Source organism: Catellatospora sp. TT07R-123, assembly GCF_018327705.1.
Classification (GTDB): Bacteria; Actinomycetota; Actinomycetes; order Mycobacteriales; family Micromonosporaceae; genus Catellatospora.
Genome location: NZ_BNEM01000001.1, coordinates 1861553 through 1881829 on the forward strand (window position 1 = coordinate 1861553; position 20277 = coordinate 1881829).

Sequence of the window (20277 nt, forward strand, 5' to 3'; positions counted from 1 at the left end):
GCGGCCCCGGATCAGGACGCGGCGTGCAGGTCCGTCCAGGCGCGACCGGGCTGCGCCGACCAGGCGCCGAGGATCTCGCAGGCCTGCTGCGCCGGGGCGGCGACCAGGCACTGCTGCCGCCCGGTCAGCTCCTCCCGCCGCTGCGTCAGCGTGCCCTCGCTACAGCACTTGCACAGGATCTCGCCGTTGGCCACCGGCTCGAACCCGTAGCCGCGAGCGTCGAGCGCCTGGCCGAGGGCGTGCAGGTCGGCCGGGGTCGCGACGGTGACGGTCACCGCGAGGGTCGGCAGGGCGGACGGTTCGAACAGGACCAGCTCGTCGAAGACCCGGTAGGTCCGGTCGCCCACGACGCGGTCGCCCTTGGGCTCGCCGTCGTGCACCACGATCTCGCCGTAGCGGCGCGACGGGTCGAACGGGACGTTGACCACCCGGGCCCGGGTCGGGCACAGCCGCTCCACCCAGACCACCTCGTGGCCGTCCTCGGTCCTGAGCCGCACGCAGGCCTTGCCGAAGCCGCCCTCGATCGGGCCGTCGCCGGGCGGCAGCGCGATGCCGAAGCCCGCCCAGGCGTCGCGGGCGGTGGCCCAGTCCCGCAGGATCGTCGCGGCGATGCCCAGGTTCCAGAACGCCGGGTCCTGCTTCCCGCGCGCGGCGCTGGCCGCCGCCGGGATGCCCAGCCGGTACGCCTGCGGCCAGTCCCGCCGGAACTTGTGTGCCAGGGCGGCGTCGTACCACCAGTCGCCGATGCGCGGATCGCCGGGCGCCAGCGTCGCGAGCTGCTCGTACAGCTCGGCCGAGCGTGCCCAGTCCTCGGCTCGCCAGGCTGCGCGCGCCTGCTCCACCAGGTCTTCCAACACCGGGACCTCCCGCCGTGTCCGCCGCGGGCGCGACGGTGACCGCCGAGCCTACCGACCTTCGGCGCCAGGCCTGCCCAGCCTCCCCCGGATCGGAGCGCCGCGCACGCCGGGGCGGCCCGGGGCTGATCCCCTAACCGCCCCGGCGTATGTCAGCGGGCCTGCCAGTCGTGCTGGTAGCCCTGGTACAGGTAGCGGCGGGTCGCGCCGTTGCGCAGGGTCACCCAGGCCACGCCGCTGCGCCCGGCGGTGACCAGGACGCTGCCGTCACCGGCCGGCGACGGGACCGCCGCGTACTCCCAGTCGGCGCCGATCTGCGTCTGCGGGTGGATCGACGTCGGCGGGGCGGAGATCGTCTGGAGCGGGCCGGGCACCGCCGCCGGGTCGTAGCGGTACTGCGTCTGCTGGGTCCACAGCACCAGGGACGAGTCGGCGGTGAACGAGGGCTCGGTGGCGAAGCCGTTCTGGTCGGCACCGCCGCCGCCGAACGCGGCGGCCCACGTCTCCGTGCCGGTCGCCACCTCCAGGATGGACAGGCAGTCGTCGAAGATGGCCCAGCACTCGCCGTTGGGGTAGGCGATCCACCGGCCGTCGGGCGACCAGGCGACCGTCAGCGAGTACTGCAGCGGGTTCCAGGTGCCGACCGGGACGGCGTTCGCGGCCGCCGCGGGCTTCTTCGGCAGGCTGTCGGCCAGCCGCTGCGCCGCCGCGCTGAAACGGGTGTCGACGACGCGGTCGGCGGCCCGGCCGGAGCGGGCCAGGGTGGTCCCGACGCTGACGATGTGGATGGTCGGGGCGTAGTTGTACCAGCTGCCCTCGGCGTACGCGAGCTGCGAGCCGTCGGGCGACCAGGCGCCCGCCCCGGCGTGCCCGCCGGTCGCGGAGAGCTGGCTGCTGATGGTGAACAGGTGGCTGGCCGAGTCGACCCGCCCCAGGAACAGGTCGCCGCCCTTGAGCACGGCCAGGCCGTCACCCGGGCCGGGCCGCCAGCGCGGCCGCTCGTACCCGCCGCCGGTGGTGGCCTGCCAGACGGCGCCGGACGTCTCGGCGATGAACAGGTTCCCGCCCCGGATGAACGCGACCTTGCCGGGCACCCCGGGGCTCACCGCCTGGGCGGGCGCGACCGGGACCAGCACCGCCGCCGCGGCCAGGCACACGCCCGCCGCGATCCTCCGTATTACCCCCATGATTCACCCTCCTGATAGGAGTTGCGTTCAGGTGAGCGTATGCGGGAGCTGGGCATATCGCTGTCCCTGAACCGACATCGAGGCCCGGTTCCGGTGCGCGGACGGTCCGCACGCTGAAAGGCGGCCCGGGGCGACCCCGCACGGCAGGATCGACGCAGAGCGGGTGATCGGGAGGAGCGCGCGATGCTGGTGCTGGTGACGGGTGGTACGGGTTTCCTCGGCGCGCACACCGTCGCCGCGCTGGTCCGCGACGGCCACCGGGTGCGGCTGCTCGCCCGCGCGCACGCCGGGGTCGAGAAGGCGCTGAACCCGCTGGGCGTGTCCGCGCGCGGGGTCGAGGTGATGATCGGCGACGTGACCGACCGGGCCGCGGTCAACCGGGCCGTGCGCGGCACCGACGCGGTCGTCCACGCGGCCGCCGTGTTCTCGTTCGACACCCGGCAGCACGCGGCCATGCGGCACACCAACGTCACCGGCACCGAGCTGGTGCTGGGCGCGGCCCGGCAGTTCGACGTCGGCCGCACCGTGTACGTGTCGACGTTCGGCGCGCTGATCCCGACCCCCGGCGGCGTGGTGACCACGCAGACGGCTCCGGGCACCTCGCGAGAGCCGTACCTGGCCACCAAGGCGGCGGCCGAGGCGGTCGCGCGCGAGCACCAGGCCCAGGGCGCCCCGGTGATGATCACCTACCCGCCCGCGCTGCTCGGCCCGCACGACCCGAAGCTCGGCGACCAGAACGCCCGGCTGCGCAACATGCTGCGCGGGCTGATGCCGATGTGGCCCTCCGGCGGCTTCCCGGTCGGCGACGTACGCGACACCGCCGCGCTGAACGCCGCGCTGCTCACGGCCCCGGCCGACGGGCCGGACCGCTGGTTCGGGCCGGGCCGCCACGCCAGCACCCGCGTGTTCGTGCAGTCGACCCGGCTGGTGACCGGCCGCCGCCTGCCGACACTGTTCCTGCCCGCCCGCGCGATGATGCCGATGGCCTACCTGGCCGGGCTGGCGCAGCGGGTCTGGCCCTGGCACATCCCCGCCGAGTACGGCGCCTGCCTCGTCTGCGCGTGCGACGCCCGCCCCGCCGACGAGCGGCCGCCGCTGGGTGTCAACCCGCGCCCGTTCACGCAGACCCTGGCCGACACGGTGCAGTGGATGCACGCCCACGGCCTGGTCAGCGCCCGCCAGGCGGGCCGCGCCGCAGGCCCCTCGATCGCAGCGGCCGAACCCGAGCACGTCTGACCGGCGGCGGGGTCGCGCCCGTCGCCGTCACTGGTGGCGCGACCAGGTGGCGTACATCTCGGCGTAGCGGCCCTGCGCCGCCAGCAGCTCGGTGTGCGAACCCACTTCGACCACACCGCTGCTGTCGAGCACGACGATCCGGTCGGCCCGCATCGCGGTGGACAGCCGGTGCGCGATCAGCAGCGCCGTACGCCCCTCCAGCAGCCGGTCCAGCGCCTGCTCCACCCGCAGTTCGGACTGCAGGTCCAGGTTGGAGGTGGCCTCGTCGAGCACCACCACCCGGGGCTGGGCCAGGAACGCCCGCGCCAGGGCGAGCAGCTGCCGCTGCCCGGACGAGACCGACTGGCCGCGCTCGTGCAGCGGCGCGTCCAGCCCGGCCTCGGTCCGCTCGACCAGTTCGCGCAGACCGACCGCGTCGACCGCGGCCCAGATCTCGGCGTCGGTGGCCTCGGGCCGGGCGAACGCCACGTTGTCCCGGATCGACCCGGCGAACATGAACGGCTCCTGCGGCACCACCCCGATCTGGCGGCGCAGCGAGAGCAGGCTGACCTCACGCAGGTCGTGTCCGTCGATGAGCACCCGCCCGGCGTCCGGGTCGTGCAGCCGCGTCACGAGCTTGGCCAGCGTCGACTTGCCCGCCCCGGTCGGGCCGACGCAGGCGATGGTCTCCCCCGGCGCGATGCGCAGGTCGACGCCGCGCAGCACCGGCCGGGCCGGGTCGTAGCCGAAGGTGACCCCCTCGAACACGATGCCGCCGCCGACCGGCGGCAGGGTGCGCGGCTGCGCCCGCTCCGGCACCGACGGCTCCTGCGCCAGCAGCGCGCGCAGCTTCAGCACCGCGGCCCGGCCCTGCTGGTAGTTGGTGTACAGCTGCACCAGCTGCTGCACCGGCGCGAAGAACGCGTTGAGGTACAGCACGAACGCGGTCAGCTCGCCGATGCTCAGCTCGCCGCGCAGCACCATCCGGCCGCCGATCAGCAGCAGCAGCGCCATGCCGACCAGCCCGATGACCGAGGTGCCCGGCCCGTAGATCGCGTTGATGTGGCCGGTGAAGTCGTTGGCGTCGCGGTAGCGGCCCACCACCGTGCGGTGCGCGCGGGTGTTGCGGTCCTGCCGGTGGTGCGCGGTCACCACCCGTACGCCGTGGAGGTTCTCGGCCAGGTCGGTGAACATCGCGGCGATGGTGTCGCGCTGGCGGGCGTAGCCGACGTCGGAGGCGCGCCGGAACCACAGCGACGCCGCGACCAGCGCGGGCACCACCAGCAGCAGCGTGATCGCGGCCAGCTCGGCGTGGTACGCGAACAGCACCGCGGTCACCACGACCATGGTCAGCGCCTGCACCGCGAACTGGGCCAGGCCCTCCTGGAACAGCTGCTGGAGCGACTCCACGTCGGAGGTCATCCGGGTCAGGATGACCCCGGCCTTCTCCTCGGTGTAGTAGTCCATGGACAGCCGCTGCAGGTGCGCGAAGACGCGTACCCGCAGCTCGCGGGTTGCCTCGGCGGCCAGGCGGCCGGTCTGGCGCATCCGCGCGCCCGACACCCACCAGCCGGCGACCACCGCCGCGACGAACGCGCCCGAGGCCCAGAGCAGCACCGGCAGGTTCCGGGCGGCGATGCCGTGGTCGATGCCGACCTGCACCAGCAGCGGCCCGGCCTGTAGCAGCACCGTCTCGCCCAGCACGGCCAGGCAGGCCAGCACCAGCAGGCCGCGGTGGCGGGTGAGCAGCGACAGCATGGTCAGCGGCACGCCGCCGCCGCGGTGGGCGAACCGGTCGGCGGGCACCGGGTGCTCCGGCTCTCCCGCCTCCAGCTTCCGTACGCCCGCGAGCAGCTCCGACGGGATGCCGCCGAACGGCAGTCCTTGCGCGCCCTTGCCACCGCCGGCCAGCCCGCCGAGCCCGCCCATCGGCCCGCCGCCGCCCGCCCCGGGGCCCCCGAACCCGCCGCCGAACATGCTCACGCCGCCACCTCCGTGTCCAGTTCGTCCGAGCGCAGGCTGGCCAGGACCTCGGTGTAGCGGGGTTCGGCGGTCAGCAGCTCGGCATGGGTGCCCTGGGCGATCACGCGGCCGTCCTCGACCAGCACCACGGTGTCGGCCAGGGCGATGGTGGACAGCCGGTGCGCCACGATGACGGTCGTCCGGCCGGCCAGCAGGTCGCGCAGGGACGCGTGGATACGCTGCTCGACGGTGACGTCGACGGCGCTGGTGGCGTCGTCGAGCACCAGCACGGGCGGGTTGACCAGCAGCGCGCGGGCGATCGCGATGCGCTGGCGCTGCCCGCCGGACAGGGTGTACCCGCGCTCGCCGACGACGGTGTCGTACCCGTCGGGCAGCGCGCGGACGAAGTCGTCGGCCCCGGCCGCGGTCGCGGCGGCGACCACGTCGGCCAGGTCGGCGTCGGGGCGGCCGTACGCGATGTTGTCGCGGATCGACACCGAGAACAGGAACGGCTCGTCGGGCACGATGCCGACCTGGCCGCGCAGCGTGTCCAGGGCGTAGTCGCGCACGTCGCGGCCGTCGAGGCGGACCGATCCGGTGCTCGTGTCGTAGTAGCGGGCCAGCAGGCGGCCCAGCGTCGACTTGCCCGATCCGGTCCGGCCGACCACCGCCACCGTCGCCCCGGCCGGGATCCGCAGGTCCAGTCCGCGCAGCGCGACGGTGCCGTTGGCGTAGGCGAACCCGACCCCGGCGAACTCGACCTCGCCGCGCACGCGCGCCCGCACCGGGTCCGGGTGCTCGGTGATCTCGGAGTGGGTGTCGAGCACCTCGTAGATGCGCTGGGCGGAGGCGGCCGCCCGCTGCCCCAGCATGATCATCATGCCGAGCATGCGGAACGGCGGCTGGAGCATCAGCACGTACGAGTTGAAGGCCACGATCGTGCCGATCGAGGTCTGCCCCTCGATCACCATCCAGCCGCCGCACAGCAGCACCAGGGCCAGGCCCAGCCGGGGCAGGCTCTCCAGGGTGGGCGCCCAGCGGCTGCGGATGTCGGCGTCGCGCCGGTATGCCCAGCGCACCCGGTCGGCCGCGGCCGCCAGCGTGGTGAGCTGCCGCTGCTCGGCCGCGAACGCCTTGACGATGCGCACCCCGCTGACGTTCTCGTCGACCAGCGTCGCCACCCGGGCCAGCCGCGCCTGGATCAGCCACGACACCGGGAAGATCGCCTTGCGCATCCACACGCCCAGCACCGCGATCAGCGGCATCGTGGCCATGGCCACCACCGCCAGCGGCGCGTCGATCGACGCCATCAGCGCGAACGCGAACACCGCGATCAGGCACTGCACCAGGATCGACGGGCCGAAGGCGAGGTACATCTGCACCGCGCGGATGTCCGAACTGGACCGCGACATCAGCTCGCCGGTCTGCACCCGGTCGTAGAAGCCGAACGGCATCCGGATCAGATGCGCGTAGATGATGTTGCGCAGGTCGTACTCGATCTCGTACGCGGTGCGCAGCAGGTAGCGGCGGGACAGATAGTTCACCAGCCCCGCCGCCAGGGCGAGGCCGACCAGCCACCACACGTAGCCGATCAGGCTCGCGGTGTGCGCGACGAGGGCCCGGTCGATGCCCAGGCGCACCACGTTGGGGATCTGCACCTGCACGATCAGGCCGACCAGGGACAGGCCGAGCGAGGTGAGCAGCAGCCAGCGGTGCGCCAGCACCACCGGCAGCGCGCGCCGCAGCCAGGACTTGCCCGGATCAGGGTCGATGGCGGCGCGCGGGGCGCGGTACTGCGGGGGTGCGGTCATCTCGGTTCCAGGCTCGGTGCGTGTAAGGGGCGGAAGGGGGGTGGTCCCGTAACCATGCCACGGTGGCGGCCCCGGGGCGACCCGTCCGGTCCAAGGTCGGCACTTTCCCGCCACGTGCTCTCCGCGCCGACCTCGGCAGACACATACCGTTAACAAAATGATCACGTCTGTGAACGGGCGTTTCCCCTGCCGGAGCACGGGTTTGCTGGCAGCGTGTCCGAATGCGATATGTGATGTCGCGGTTACGCCAAGTGGCCGCCCTCCTGGCGATCGCCCTGGCCTGCGCCGCCGCCCCGGCCGCGGGCGGGCCCCGCCCCGCCCGCCCCAACGTCCTGCTGATCGTGCTCGACGACGCCCGGCCGGAGGCGATGGCCGCGATGCCGCGTACGAGCGCCTGGCTGAGCGGGGGAACCACCTACCCGCAGGCCGTCGCCGCCACGCCGAGCTGCGGACCGAGCCGGGCCACGCTGCTCAGCGGCCGGTACGCGCACAACCACGGGGTGCGCCGCCAGGCCGACATCAACCGGCTCGACCACGACCGCACCCTCCAGCAGACCCTGCGCGGCAACGGCTACCGCACCGCGGCGGTGGGCAAGCTCTACAACGACTGGCCGCTGGACCGCAGGCCGCCGGGGTTCGACCGCGCCGCCCTCACCGGCGGCGGCTACGCGGACGCACGGTTCGTGGTGGACGGCACCGAGCGGCGCGCCGCGTACTCCACCACGTTCATCGGCGCGCAGGCGCGGCGGTACCTGGACGAGTTCGAAAGCCACGACGACCAGCCGTGGCTGCTGTATCTCGGGTTCACCGCCCCGCACGCGCCGTACACCCCCGAGCCCGCCTACGCCGGGCGCGGTTTCCCCGGCCGGGCCGATCCGGCCGCCGACGAGACCGACCGCTCCGACAAGCCCGCGTACGTGCGCAGGCACCACACCACCCGGGCGGAGGGTGAGGCCGTCCGCACCGGACAGCTGCGCACGCTGCTGTCGGTCGACGACGCGCTCGACGAGGTCCGGGCGCACCTGGCGCGCACCGGCGAACTGCGCGACACCCTCGTCGTGCTGGTCTCCGACAACGGCAAGCAGTGGGCGGAGCACGGCCTGGGCGAGAAGTTCATGCCGTACGGCCCGTCGTTCCGGGTGCCCCTGCGGCTGTGGTGGCCCGGCCACGTGGCGGCGGGCGCCGACCCGCGCCCGGCCAGCACCGTCGACGTGACCCCGACCGTGCTCGCCGCGACCGGACTCGCCGCGCCCGGCCCGGTCGACGGGCTCGACCTGCGCGGGACGCGCAGGCACCGCTGGCTGCTGCTGGAGTACTGGCGCGACCCGCACAACGGCGGCTTCCCCACCTGGAGCTCCCGGCTGCTGCCGGGCGCGCACCAGTACACGGAGTACCGCGGCGGCGCCGACCGGCTCACCGACCGCGAGTACTACGACCTGCGCGCCGACCCCTGGCAGCTGACGAACCTGCTGGGCGGCGGCGCGGGCGGCGCTCCCGGCACCCGCCGCGACGCCGAGGCGCTCACGGCCGCCCGGACCTGCGCCGGAGCCGTTTGTCCATGACCGGATGAATGATGCCATTTTCGCCCGTTCAGCGGCGTGTCTGCGGCGACCTCGCGGCTGGCCGTTTTAGCCTCGCTGTCGGCCCGCAACCCGCGGGCCGACTCGCGGAGCCCAACGGGCGGGGCCGGCCGCGAGTGCCCTGCCCGGCATCCCCCTCGCCGGCGGCGAGACGGAGGATGTGTGCTGCAACGGCCCCTGGCAGCGGCGATGGCCGAAGGTTACCGAGGGCGCCGCAGGGTGTCGGCTCCCCCGCGCCTGCGCTACGCCACCGCCGTCACCACCGCGTTCGTCGGTGCGGGCATGGTCGCCCTCACCGCAGGCGCCGCGATCCCCGACGCCAAGCCCAGCGGGCTCACCGGCGACGCCGGCGTCAGCGACCGGGTCGCCCTGGCCCGCGCCGAGGCCGCCGGGCAGGCCAGCCGCGGCGACGAGCGCGCACTCAGCACCTCGATCTCGCAGGCCCCCGACGCCTGGGTGCTGCCGCTGCACGGCTACACGCTCAGTTCCGGCTTCGGCATGCGGTGGGGTGCCTGGCACAAGGGCCTCGACCTGGCCGGGATGCCCGAGGGCACCCCGTACGCGGCGGTGCACGACGGGACGGTGGTGCAGGCGGGCTGGAACGGCGGCTACGGCTACTCGATCATGATCGATCACGGCGGCGGGCTGCAGACGCTGTACGGCCACTCCAGCCGCATCCTGGTCAAGGAGGGCCAGCAGGTCCACGCCGGGGACGTCATCGGACGGATCGGCAACACGGGGCAGTCCTTCGGCACCCACCTGCACCTGGAGATCCATGTGAACGGCCTGGCGCAGAACCCGATGACCTGGTTCGCGCGCCACGGGGTCGACTTCGCCACCGGGGTCGAGTCGGTCTTCGGCGGCTGACCCGGATCCGGCGTCAGGCCCCGGCGGGTCCGGTGAACAGGGCGGACTCGGCGGGGGCGGCCCTGAGGTCGCGGATGCGGGCCGCGGCCGCGCGGCCCGCCAGCAGCACCGCGATCGTGGTCGCCAGGGCGAGCAGGCTCAGCGTCAGCGGGATGACCGCGCCGGACGAGTCGCCGATGACGGAGCTGATCAGCGCGGGTGAACCGGCGCTGCCGACCATCAGCGCGGTCAGCATGATCGCGTTGGCCGACTGCGGGGCCGGGGTGGCCGTGGCCAGCCAGGCCAGCAGGGTCGGGATCACCGGGCCGAGCAGGATGCCCGCGACCGCGTACGCGTACGGCGCCAGGCCCGGCACGCACGCCCCGGCCAGGGCGCCGGCGGCCAGCAGGGTGCAGGTCACCACGAGCTTGCCCGGGGCGCCGCGACCGGACAGGAACGGCAGGGTGGCCCGCCCGACGGCGTGCCCGGCCCAGAACAGCCCGGTCAGCGCCGCGGCGGCGGCCACCGGGAAGCCGATCGCGACCAGATGGGTGGCCTCCCACGTGCCGATGCCGGTCTCGGTGACCGACAGCAGCAGGGCGACCAGCGCGAAGGCGGCGAACAGCGGCAGGCAGCGGTGCGCCGATCCTTCCGGGCGGCCCGGCACGCCCGATCCGCGCGTGGGCACCAGCCGCGCCAGACCCCGCGCGGGCCAGCACAGCAGTGCCAGCCCGGCGACGCCGAGCAGCAGGTGGCGCCCGAGGCCGGTCAGCATGCCGACCGCCAGCGGGCCGATGATGCAGCCGACCATGAACGCGGCGCTGAGCAGGTTGACCATCAGCATGCTGCGCTCGCCGTAGCCGATGGCGAAGGCGGTGTTGAGGTAGAGGACGAGCCCGCCGAAGCCGACCCCGGCGACCACGGCCGCGGCGACCACGGCCGCCCAGGTCGGGGCGAGCGCCATGGTGACCGTGGCGCCGACGGCGAGCACGACCAGGACCGACATGGTCCGGCTGCCGTCGAGGCGGCGGGCGAACAGCCCGCAGGCGATCGTGGCGACCAGCGAGCCGAGCCGGAAGACGCTGACGAGTTCGCTGCCGGCGGTGGCGCCCATGCCGAACTCGGCGCGCAGCACGGGCAGCAGCGCTCCCAGCGAGGTGAAGAGGGCCCCGAGCAGAATGAAGAGGATGAATCCGGCCGCGGTGAGCGGCTTGCTGGCCCGGGGCGGCGGGTTGGCGGTGCGGGTGTCGGCGACCATTGCGGTTCCCCCTGGTTAGGCGACTCGTACGCCGGATATCAGAGGTTTCCACCTGGCGATGGGGCGGGCATCTTGTCGATTGCGCAGTTACGGGCGGGACCCGCGGCGGCCGCAGCCGTCGTGGATCCCGCCCGCGCGGGTGCAGCGGTCAGATCGTCGCCGGTACGCCGACCGTACGCGGCTGCGCCTGCTGCCGGCCCTTCTCCTTGATGTGCTTGTACCACCAGAACAGGCCCCGGACGGCACAGACGATGGTCACCGCGAAGAACAGGGTGTAGACCACGTTGAAGATCATCAGGATGCCGTACACGGTGGCGACGCTGGAGCCGAACATGAACTGCATCCAGCCCTTCGACGGCGTCGTCCCCGGGTCGGTGATCATGTAGTTGGTGAACAGCACGAACGCCACGCCGGTCATGGGGATGAGCGCGGCCCACAGTGCCACGTCCCAGATCCAGGTGCGGATCAGGGCCTGGATGACGAAGCCGCCCACCCAGCCCAGGATCAGCGGGACCTTCTTGGTCAGCAGCGCGTTGAGCACGGTGCCCGACGTGAGGATGACGAACGGGATGACGACCCGGATCGCGTCGGGGACGTGCTCGGTGAAGTGGTACGGCGGCGCGATGTTGACCCAGGGGAACGACACCAGCACGGCGGTGATGCCGAGGTTCGACGGGTTCATGAAGTGCCGCATGCGGCCCTTGATCGGGGCGCGCAGGACGTACTTCTGCCCGACCGCGACCACGATGCCGAACGCGATGGGCCAGAAGATGTCGTTGGCGTACAGCAGCATGTTCGCGGCCAGCGACGTGATGTGCGCGGGCAGCAGGAAGGTGTAGAGGCCCCACATGCCGTTGCCGGAGTACTCAGGGCGCTGCTTGTAGGCCCACGCCCGGATGGTCTCGGCGACGAGCTCGGTGCCGTAGCCGACCGCCAGCGCGATGAACGGCCAGGTCCACGGCTGCTCGAAGCCGAACAGCCAGTACCCGAGGATGTTGAAGATGCTCATGGAGATGGCGAAGTTGCGCAGCGCCTTGTAGCGCGGGTCGGCGTTGTCGACGCGCGGCGGGGCGGCCATCCGGTTGGTCGCGGCGGTCCGGACGGCGTCCAGCCGTACGGACGGGGCCGTGGCCGGTTTGATACCGATGCCGGGCGTGCTGACGCGTTCGGCGTGGGTCATTTCGCCGTCACCTCCTGAGCCTGGGTCGTGAGCATGAAGTCGTGCCAGCCGGCGGTCAGGTCGACCGTCTGCATGTGGACGGCGCCGGTCAGGTCGCGCCAGCAGATCTCGGCCGAGACCGGCTTGGCCCCCTGGTTGCCCAGGCCGAAGAACACGTCGAAGCTGCGCTTGCCGGAGTGGCCGCCGCCGCCGTCGAGCTGCGCGAGCTGCGTCTTCCCGTCCGCGGTGGTGATCTTCACGAACGCGCCGTACGCGGGGGTGTGCAGCGTGCTGCCGGCGGTCGCGTTGGCCACGGGCCGGTGCAGGCGCAGACCGAGGAAGTCGCCGTTGCCGGTCCGGTCGTTGCGGTAGTACGCGGGCGGGCCCCACTGCCGCGCGATGGCGAAGTCCTGGCTGCCGTCGGCGCTGGTGTCGGCCACGGCCACGCCGCGGCTCGGGATCTGGACGTCCATGCCGAGCTGCGGGCTCAGGTCGGTGTACCGGCCGTTGCCCTCGGGCGCCCAGAAGGCCATGTGGTCGGTGCCCGCGATGTCGTCACCCGGCTTGGCGTGCGGCCACATCGCCGGCTCCTGGAGCATCAGGTCGTTGCTCATGGCCAGTTCCTGCAGCCAGTTCCAGCGGTTGATCTGGCCCTTGACGAAGCCCGCGGTCTGCACGACGACCTGGTGGCCGCTGTTGTCGAAGTCGGCCATCTTGGCATCCCAGCCCCAGCCGACCCAGGCCATGTTGGTCTCGCTGGCCTCGTTCTCGAACGGGGCCCGGCCCTGGCTGAGCTCGCTCTTGGCCTCATCGGGGCTGCTGGCGGTGTTGCGCCAGACGAAGTTGCTCTCCTCGATGCCCCACGAGTGGGTGATGTTGCTGACGAAGGCGTCGAAGCGGCCGTTGCCGTACAGGTCGCCGAACTCGATGCCCATGCCCTTGAACGAGTCGTGCCCCATCACCAGCGACTTGGGCGTGAACGCGCCGTGCTCCCCCTCGGCCAGGGCGAACTTGATGTTGCCCGGCGTGGAGACGTTGTGGAAGAAGCGGTCGTTGCCGAAGTCGTTGGCCAGGTACAGCTCGGGCAGCAGGTCGCCGTCGAGGTCGGCCGAGGCCGACCCCAGGGTCCAGCCGGTGGCGCACTTCGGGTCGATCGCGCCGCGCTGCTCCTCGAACTCGACGCCCGCGGGAGCGCCGGCCTTGCCCGGGGTGAGCGCCTTCCAGCGCAGCACGTGCGCGCCGCCGCCGTTCTGCGCCCGGGACATCGAGTGGTTCATCGAGACGTTCTTGTTGCCGTACGGGTCGAGCACGCCGGTGTCGGGGAAGTAGTTGAAGACCCCGATGTCGGGCTTGCCGTCGCCGTCGAAGTCGGCGATCGCCACCGCGTTGGTGTTCCACAGCTGCCCGTGGTACCGGTTGTCGGCGAAGACGCCGCCCGGGATCAGCTCGGTGGCCGTGAAGGTGTCGCGGGTCAGCGTCGTCTTGCCGGGCTTGTGCAGGAACAGCACCGGAGTGCGGCCCCAGTAGTAGACCAGCAGGTCGTTCCAGCCGTCGAGGTTGAAGTCGCCGGGCACGCAGCCCATGGGCGCCATCGTGTCGCTGTACGGCAGCGGCTTGGCGTCGAGCACGAACGGCGCGTAGGTGCCGCCGGTGCCGGGCGCCGGGGTGACGATGGCGGAGTCGCTGCGCGTGTCGACCAGGCACAGGTCGTCCGGCTTGCCACCGCCGTCGATGTCGTTGACGGCGATCGCCGCACCGACCGACGAGATCCAGGACTTGATGTGCTCGTACTCCGGGTTCACCACACGCACGTTGCGCTGCGGCAGGTTCGGCGGCAGCGCGATGGGCAGCTCGGTGAAGCGGTACCGGGAAGCCATGGAGGCCTTGTCCGCCGCGGACGCCTCGGGCAGCTGCGCCACGGCGAACAGCGTGCTCAGCAGTACGAGCACGAACATGACAGGTACCAGTCGGCGCATCAGGCCGACCTCATTCGTTGGCATCGGTTCCCCTCGAGATAGACGTCACGGTGCACAACTCGACCGCCGGCGGGCTGCCGGAAGGCGTCTGACGGTGTTTTCGGCGGTCCCCGTCCGGCGTCCGCGCTCGGCGACCGGTGGTGTGCCACGCGACCGGCTCGACATCGACTCGGCACATCGCATCGTTCGACACACATGAATCGCAAAGCTGAATCAGAGCTGATTCCAACGCGGACCAAAAGACCTGGCGTTCGCCAAATAAGGTCTGTCGTGACCTCTGTCACGACAATTTGGAAGATGTTTTAAAGAGAAGCCCCCTTCCCATTATCGCCGGGAAGGCATAGACGTCCTTCTCGACGTCGCCCATCCTCGCGGCCGCTGGAAGGTCCTGTCTTCTCGATAAGTGCTCAGCGCCGGACCCCCGCAATCTGGAAGACCAGACGGTCACTCTCAGTGACGAGATTCGGGGACAGGTCGGGCGGTGAAGGGGGCGGGACCGGGGCGCACCTCCCCGGCCCGCTCAGCGGTCGGGAGCGGCTGAGCCGTGTGCCCGGATCGCGAGGTAGTGCTCGTAGGCCATGCGGCGCATCACCGCGAAGGCGACTTCGAGCAGGACGGTACGGGCGACCGCGGTGGCCGCGCCGTCGGTGGGCAGGGAGTCGAGCTCCCGTACGGCCAGGCGTTCGGCCGCGTCGGCGCAGGGCGCGAAGATGTCGACGTCGCAGTCCCAGCCGAGGTCGCGTAACGCGACCAGGACCTGGGCCAGGGTCGCCCGGCCCGGGGTGTTCGGATCGACCCGCCAGCCCAGGTCGGACAGGAACCGGTCGACCTGGGTGCTGGCCGAGGTGTCGGCCGGCACGTCGGAACGGGGTGGATGCTCGGCGGAGAGCGCGTTGTTGACCACTTTGGCCAGACCATGCGGCGACATGCAGTTGTCATCGAGCGCGGCCAGCACCTCTCGCACCGAGGCAAGGCTCATCATGCCCATCCCGGTGAGCACCCGGATCAGCCGCAGCCGTGCGACGTGCGTCTCGTCGTATTCCGCCTGATTCCTCGCGGTCGGAACGCCCGGGGGCAAGAGGTGCTCGCGTAGATAAAACTTGATCGTCGCCACCGAAACACCGCTCCGCCTGCTGAGATTCGAGATTTTCATCGAACTCCATCGGTGTCAGTGATGGGAATGCTTGCATGTTGGCACATAGCGATCACTCCCCGCAACCGGAGAGAAACTCGTCTTCATTCGTGCGCAACAGTATGTTCGGCCACCTCCAGGGTGGTTCCGGCGGCGATCTACCCGTGTCCCGGGATCTAAGAACCGATCATGGTCGGACCGCGTCAGCACACCTGGCGGCCGACGGGAGCCGCGGTGTCACCGCATGCGTCCGCCCACTCGGCCGCACCGGGACGGCGGTCACCATCAGTGACGACAATGGATAGCGGAACTCGCCGACTTCGCCTTTCCATAATATTGCTCTGTTTCCGGGCTGGTCACGGCCCGGGTCCTGTCATCCCAGGTGAGGACGGGTAGAGTGTCCTATTGGAGCATGACGGACCGGCCGGACGGCTCAGATGCCTCGGCCGTTGGTATTGCCGATCCCTTTAGGACCTCCTAACATCGATCCCTGTCACTGGTAATCATGGTTGTCGGAGGCTGTGGCGAATGCACTCGGGACGCGCGACCCGAGACAGGGGGCAGCCGCGAATTGGCCTTCACACCCATGTACGCGATGTTTCCGGCGAGTTAACGAATCCTATCCGGATCGCAGCGGTCCGGATAGCTTCGTGGCCGACGGAAACATGCCGCGATGCCGGTGGCGCAGTGACGGATCATACGCCTCGCTATGACCGGGGTCGAATTCGGGAGACGCAATGGACAAGACCACGACAAAGGCCGTCGAACGCGTGATCGCCACCATGCGCGAGAATCTCGGCCAGCAGCTCACCATCGACGACATGGCGCGAGTGGCGATGTTCAGCAAGTTCCACTTCTCGCGCATCTTCCAACGGGTCACCGGTGTCTCCCCTGGCCGGTTCCTCTCCGCGCTGAGACTCCAGCAGGCCAAGCAGCTGCTGGTCTCGACACAGAGCAACGTCGCCGACATCAGCCTGCAGGTCGGGTACACGAGCATCGGCACCTTCAGTTCCCGCTTCACCCGGAGCGTGGGACTGTCGCCCACCGCCTACCGCCGGCTGCGGGGGTACGCCCCGGCAGTCCAGGCCGAGACCACCATGACCGGGCCGGAGTGGGCCTTCGGCACCGTCAGGGGGGTCATCCGGCCGCACCTGGCCGACGAGCCCCAGCTGACCTTCGTCGGGCTGTTCCGCGACCGCATCCCGGAGTGCAAGCCGGTGAGCTGCACGATCCTCGACCAGCCCGGACCGTTCACGCTGGAGAAGGTCCCGCCGGGCGAATGGTTCCTGCTGGCCCACTCCGTGTCGAGCGACCCGGCCCGGATGGTCGGCGACGCCGCGGGCAGCGGCAACGAGATCGGCGTAGGTTCGCTGGGCCCGATCACCATGCGGCGCGGCATGGTGATCGACGACGCCGAGCTCAAGCTGAAGGAGATCTCCGACCTCGACCCGCCGGTGCTGCTCGCGCTGCTCGACGTACGCAAGGCCGCACTCAACCAGGTGGACCTCCGCACGCGCGAGGCCGCGGCAGTGTCCTGAACGGTGACACCGCAGCTCTGGTGATCCGTCCCCGCGACGGCGGTCGACCTGTCGGTCGGGCCGCCGTCGCTCCACGTCCGCGCTCCGGCAGCCCCGCAGCGCACCATCCCCTCCCGCCTCCCCTCCCGCCGCTTCCCACCCCTCCCACCGCTTCCCGGTCGCTCGCCGCACTTCCCGGCCGCCTCGCCGCACTTCCCGGTCACCTCGCGGTCACGCTTCCCGGCCGCCTAGCGGTCGCGCTTGGCCGAGCCACCGCGTCAGGCCCGCCGAAGGCCGGGGCGGCGGTACCGGTCGCCGTTCTCCGGGTCGGCTTCGCGAGATCTTGTGCACTTACCGTCGTTCCAGCGACAGAAGACGCACAAGATCTCGTGGCACGGTCCGACGCCGGAGACAGCCCGACTGCCACCGAGACCGTGGCGGCCGCCCAACGCGGCCAGGCGGTGCTGCGGGAGTCGTTCGGGCCACAGCCGCGCCGCCCAGGGCGGCTGAGCGGTGCGGTGGGAGTCGTTCGGGCCACGGTCGGGTCGGCCCTGGCACGCCGCAGCCGCCCGCGGCCGCAGCGGAGCGGGCTGGGCTGCGCGGGGGAGACAGAAGCGGCGCAGGCGCGCCGTCCGACCTCGCCCAAGACCAGCCAAGTTGCCGGGCAATCGTGGGTATGCGACCGCTCCATTGGCCCGTTTGCCCGGCAACTTGGCTGATCTTGGAGGGGTGAGGATCGAGGGCGAGCATGGTGGCGGGCTCAGAGGTAAGCGTGGTGGCGGGTTTAGACGTGGGCATGGTGGCGGGCTCGGGCGTGGTCTTGTCGGGGGGCGGTCTTGGCCGGGGGCAGTCTTGGCCGGGGGCAGTTCGCTGAGCACGGTCTCGGCGGGAGGCGGCCCTCGAAGCCGGGGTCGCGTTGCGAAGTGACCGAGGAACGCGATCTTCGGGCTGTGCGCTGTGGGTGATCGCCGTTTTCGGTCAGCTTGTGTGCGTGAAGACGAGGATCTGACCCGGAACGGCGATCATCGGCCACCAGCCGGAGCGAGCACCGCCAGCAGCCCGCCGCCGCACTCGGTGGAGGGCACTGTGCGCCGCCGAACCCGGGGGTACGCAGCCCCTAGCATTGACGCTGGCCTATCTAGAGGACGGATCATGGAAATCCGTCCTCTAGATAGGCCAGCGTCACTTTAAAACGGAGGCGGATCGCCAGCCCGCGTGGCGGATCGGGCGGGAGGGGCCGGGCCGGGGCCGGGGCCCGCCCGGCGCGGACTGGCCCGGTGCGGGGTGGCGCGGGGCGGACTGGCCCGGTGCGGGGTGGCGCGGGGCGGGTGGGAGTGGGTGCGGGGGTGGGGATGTGGGTGGGTACGGCAGCGGGCCCCGGTGTCGCCCGAAGGCGGCGCCGGGGCCCGGTGGACGGGATCAGGCAGCGTGCACGTTCATCGGCAGGCCGCCGCGTACCCGCAGTGACAGCATCGGCTCGGCCACGACGTCGTACCCGGGCATGCGGGTCATCCGCAGCTCGCGGCACAGCATCGCGATCACGAACACCGCCTCCATCATCCCGAGGTGGTTGCCCACGCAGAAGCGCGGGCCCGCACCGAACGGGATGTAGGCGTAGCGGGGGCGTCCGGTGACCCGGTCCGGGTCGAACCGCTCGGGGTCGAACCGCTCCGGCTCGTCCCAGAAGCTCGGGTGCCGGTGCATCGTGTACGGGCTGACCACCACGTCGGCGTTGGCCGGCACGTGGTAGCCCGCGATCTCGTCGGGGGCCAGGGACTTGCGCGGCAGCAGCCACACGGGCGGGTAGAGGCGCATGACCTCCTCCACCACCATCGAGGTGTAGCGCAGCTTGTGCAGGTCCTCGAACTCCGGGCGCCGGTCGCCCAGCACCGCCACCGCCTCGTCGCGCAGCCGCTCGCGCACCTCGGGGTGCTCGTCGATGAGGTACAGCGTCCAGCTGAGCGTGCTGGCGGTGGTCTCGTGCCCGGCCAGCAGCAGCGTCACCAGCTCGTCGCGCAGGCGGATCTGGCCGACCTTGCGGTCGGACTCCGCCCCCGCCGAGACGATCAGCCGCGACAGCACGTCCTCGCGGTCGTCGGTGCGCCCGCCCCGCTCCTCGACGAGCTGGTCGACGATCGCCTGGAGTTCGGCCCGGGACTTGCGGAAGCGCAGCTGCCGGGGCAGCGGCACCCAGGTCGGGACCGCGCTCAGCGACTCCAGCTCGAACATGGCCTGGTCCTGCACCACGCCGAAGTGGTCGCCGATGTCCGGGAACTGGCCCAGATCGGTGTCGATGAGCGCCCGGCCGAGCACGCCCAGGGTCAGGCCGGTCATCTGGCGGACGACGTCGGTCGCCTCGCCGCCCTGGAACTCGCGCAGCCGCTTCACGAGCAGCTCCGCCTCGGCCGCGATGGCGCCGGCCTGCTCCGCGATCCGCTTGCTCTGGAACGCGGGCTGGATCACCCGGCGCTGCTTGCGCCACAGCTCACCCTCGCTGGTGAGCAGGCCGTCGCCCAGTGCCCGCTTGGCGTGCACCAGGCCGATGCCCTTGTGGTAGTTGGCCGCGTTGTCGGCCAGGATGTGCTTGACGCTGTCGGGGTGGTTGAAGAAGTAGAGGGACTTGGGTCCCACGGGGATCCGCACCGAGTCGCCGTACTGCTCGGCGGCGGCGGTCATCATGCCCAGCCGGTCGCGGTTCATCACCGCCAGCCAGCGCAGCGCGGCGCTGCGCGGCGGCCCCGGCGGGGCCGTTCGGGTACGCGTCATCGTCGTCATCTCGTCACGTCGCTTCGCTCGTGGTGGATCTGATGGAACCGGCCGTGCAGGAAGAGCAGCGCGTCGATGTCCTCCGAGCGCTCGACCGACAGCAGTTCACTGAGGAAGATCGTGTGGTCGCCGCCGTCGTAGCAGGCCCGTACCTCGCACTCGAAGTGGGCCAGTGCCCCGCCGATGAGCGGGGCGCCGGTGTACCGGCCCGGGGTCCAGTCGACGGCGTCGAACTGCTCCTTGCCCACGGGCCGGTTCCGGTCGGCGAAGTACCTCGCCGCCGCCTCCTGCTCGGCGGCGAGGACGGAGACGGCGAACCGGTTGGTGGCCGCGAGGAGGCCGTGCATGGTCGCCTCGCGGCCGACGCAGATGAGGATGAGCGGCGGGTCCAGCGAGACCGTGGTGAACGAGTTCGCCGTCATGCCGTGCGGGGTGTCCCCGCCGACCGTAACCACCGTCACGCCGGTGGCATAGGTGCCGAAGACCTTTCGCAGCGCCTTCGTGTCCACCGCCGGCAGCGGCGGGGTTTGCTGGACGTCCACTGTGCCATCTCCTCTGCCGGTGTCGCTAACTTCGGGAGCCTGCGAGCTGGTACGGCGCCAGCGCCTGGACGAGCGCGTCGGGCACCCGGGCCGGGACCGTGCGGGTGTTGGGACCGCGCATGCACGCGACCCGCTGCCCGCCCCGGGCCACGAGGGTCTCCCCGCCGCCCGGCTCCAGCCGTACGTAGTCGAAGCCGAACTGGACCTGCGTCTGGGACAGCTCGATCAGGTTCATCCGGATCGCCAGCTCGTCGAACGCCGTGATCTCGGCGAAGAACTCGCAGTCGACCTTGAGGGTGAACAGCTTGAGGTCGTCCTGCAGGTCCGCCAGGACCTCAGGGGCGCGCTGCTTGAGGAACATCTCCCGGCAGCGGCCCTGCCAGCGCAGGTAGTTGACGTAGTACACGTTGCCCACGATGTTCGTCTCCTCGAACCCCACCGTGTGCAGGTACTCGAAGTACCTCTGTTCCAT

The 20277-nt window shown here is 71.5% G+C and carries 15 protein-coding genes; 4 read left to right on the forward strand and 11 right to left on the reverse strand.

Translation table 11 applies throughout. From position 1 onward, the window contains the following. Positions 1–11: 11 nt before the first annotated feature. Both Cs7R123_RS07720 and Cs7R123_RS07725 read right to left on the reverse strand, forming a co-directional pair. Complete coding sequence (locus Cs7R123_RS07720; RefSeq protein WP_212824635.1) at positions 12–857, reverse strand: hypothetical protein; 846 nt, start codon at positions 855–857, stop codon at positions 12–14. 149 nt (positions 858–1006) lie between these two features. Further along, positions 1007–2041: a PD40 domain-containing protein gene (locus tag Cs7R123_RS07725; RefSeq protein WP_212824637.1), complete on the reverse strand. Its 1035-nt coding sequence runs from the start codon at positions 2039–2041 to the stop codon at positions 1007–1009. Positions 2042–2224: 183 nt separating this feature from the next. On the opposite strand from Cs7R123_RS07725, the gene Cs7R123_RS07730 reads away from it, so the two are divergent. Beyond that, positions 2225–3277 (forward strand): SDR family NAD(P)-dependent oxidoreductase, encoded by a 1053-nt coding sequence (locus Cs7R123_RS07730; RefSeq protein WP_212824639.1) that lies wholly within the window; start codon positions 2225–2227, stop codon positions 3275–3277. A 27-nt stretch (positions 3278–3304) separates the two neighbouring features. Here Cs7R123_RS07730 and Cs7R123_RS07735 read toward each other — a convergent pair whose 3' ends face one another. Both Cs7R123_RS07735 and Cs7R123_RS07740 read right to left on the reverse strand, forming a co-directional pair. Beyond that, positions 3305–5233 carry an ABC transporter ATP-binding protein gene (locus Cs7R123_RS07735; protein ID WP_244871964.1) on the reverse strand — a complete coding sequence of 643 codons (1929 nt, stop codon included), beginning with the start codon at positions 5231–5233 and terminating at the stop codon, positions 3305–3307. A 2-nt stretch (positions 5234–5235) separates the two neighbouring features. Continuing rightward, entirely contained in the window at positions 5236–7029 is a 1794-nt protein-coding gene (locus tag Cs7R123_RS07740; protein WP_212824643.1) for an ABC transporter ATP-binding protein, read from the reverse strand. Between the two features lie 251 nt (positions 7030–7280). Here Cs7R123_RS07740 and Cs7R123_RS07745 point away from each other — a divergent pair, with 251 nt between their 5' ends. Both Cs7R123_RS07745 and Cs7R123_RS07750 read left to right on the forward strand, forming a co-directional pair. Continuing rightward, positions 7281–8591, forward strand: a complete 1311-nt coding sequence (locus Cs7R123_RS07745) for a sulfatase-like hydrolase/transferase (protein ID WP_212824645.1) — start codon at positions 7281–7283, stop codon at positions 8589–8591. Between the two features lie 207 nt (positions 8592–8798). After that, positions 8799–9476 (forward strand): M23 family metallopeptidase, encoded by a 678-nt coding sequence (locus Cs7R123_RS07750; RefSeq protein ID WP_212828986.1) that lies wholly within the window; start codon positions 8799–8801, stop codon positions 9474–9476. A 13-nt stretch (positions 9477–9489) separates the two neighbouring features. Here the strand turns inward: Cs7R123_RS07750 and Cs7R123_RS07755 are convergent, their stop codons facing one another. The 4 genes from Cs7R123_RS07755 to Cs7R123_RS07770 all read right to left on the reverse strand — a co-directional run bounded on the left by Cs7R123_RS07755 (position 9490) and on the right by Cs7R123_RS07770 (position 15001). Beyond that, positions 9490–10713: a sugar MFS transporter gene (locus Cs7R123_RS07755; protein WP_212824647.1), complete on the reverse strand. Its 1224-nt coding sequence runs from the start codon at positions 10711–10713 to the stop codon at positions 9490–9492. Positions 10714–10861: 148 nt separating this feature from the next. Continuing rightward, complete coding sequence (locus Cs7R123_RS07760) at positions 10862–11893, reverse strand: enediyne biosynthesis protein (RefSeq protein WP_374706924.1); 1032 nt, start codon at positions 11891–11893, stop codon at positions 10862–10864. Then, complete coding sequence (locus tag Cs7R123_RS07765; RefSeq protein WP_308442874.1) at positions 11890–13848, reverse strand: CRTAC1 family protein; 1959 nt, start codon at positions 13846–13848, stop codon at positions 11890–11892. The genes Cs7R123_RS07760 and Cs7R123_RS07765 overlap by 4 nt, the downstream gene beginning before the upstream one ends. 520 nt (positions 13849–14368) lie before the next feature. Next, positions 14369–15001, reverse strand: coding sequence for a MerR family transcriptional regulator (locus tag Cs7R123_RS07770; protein WP_212824651.1), 633 nt, complete (start codon positions 14999–15001; stop codon positions 14369–14371). A gap of 716 nt (positions 15002–15717) precedes the next feature. Between Cs7R123_RS07770 and Cs7R123_RS07775 the strand changes: the two genes are divergently transcribed. Continuing rightward, entirely contained in the window at positions 15718–16518 is an 801-nt protein-coding gene (locus tag Cs7R123_RS07775) for a helix-turn-helix domain-containing protein (protein WP_212824653.1), read from the forward strand. Between the two features lie 1398 nt (positions 16519–17916). Here Cs7R123_RS07775 and Cs7R123_RS07780 read toward each other — a convergent pair. Genes Cs7R123_RS07780 through Cs7R123_RS07790 form a run of 3 tightly spaced genes read right to left on the reverse strand, consistent with a single transcriptional unit; the run spans position 17917 to position 20277 of the window. Beyond that, positions 17917–19272: a cytochrome P450 gene (locus Cs7R123_RS07780; protein WP_212824655.1), complete on the reverse strand. Its 1356-nt coding sequence runs from the start codon at positions 19270–19272 to the stop codon at positions 17917–17919. Further along, a complete protein-coding gene (locus Cs7R123_RS07785; RefSeq protein WP_244871679.1) occupies positions 19269–19805 on the reverse strand; it encodes a flavin reductase family protein in 537 nt (178 codons plus the stop codon). The genes Cs7R123_RS07780 and Cs7R123_RS07785 overlap by 4 nt, the downstream gene beginning before the upstream one ends. Positions 19806–19830: 25 nt before the next feature. Next, a complete protein-coding gene (locus Cs7R123_RS07790; protein WP_212824657.1) occupies positions 19831–20277 on the reverse strand; it encodes a thioesterase family protein in 447 nt (148 codons plus the stop codon).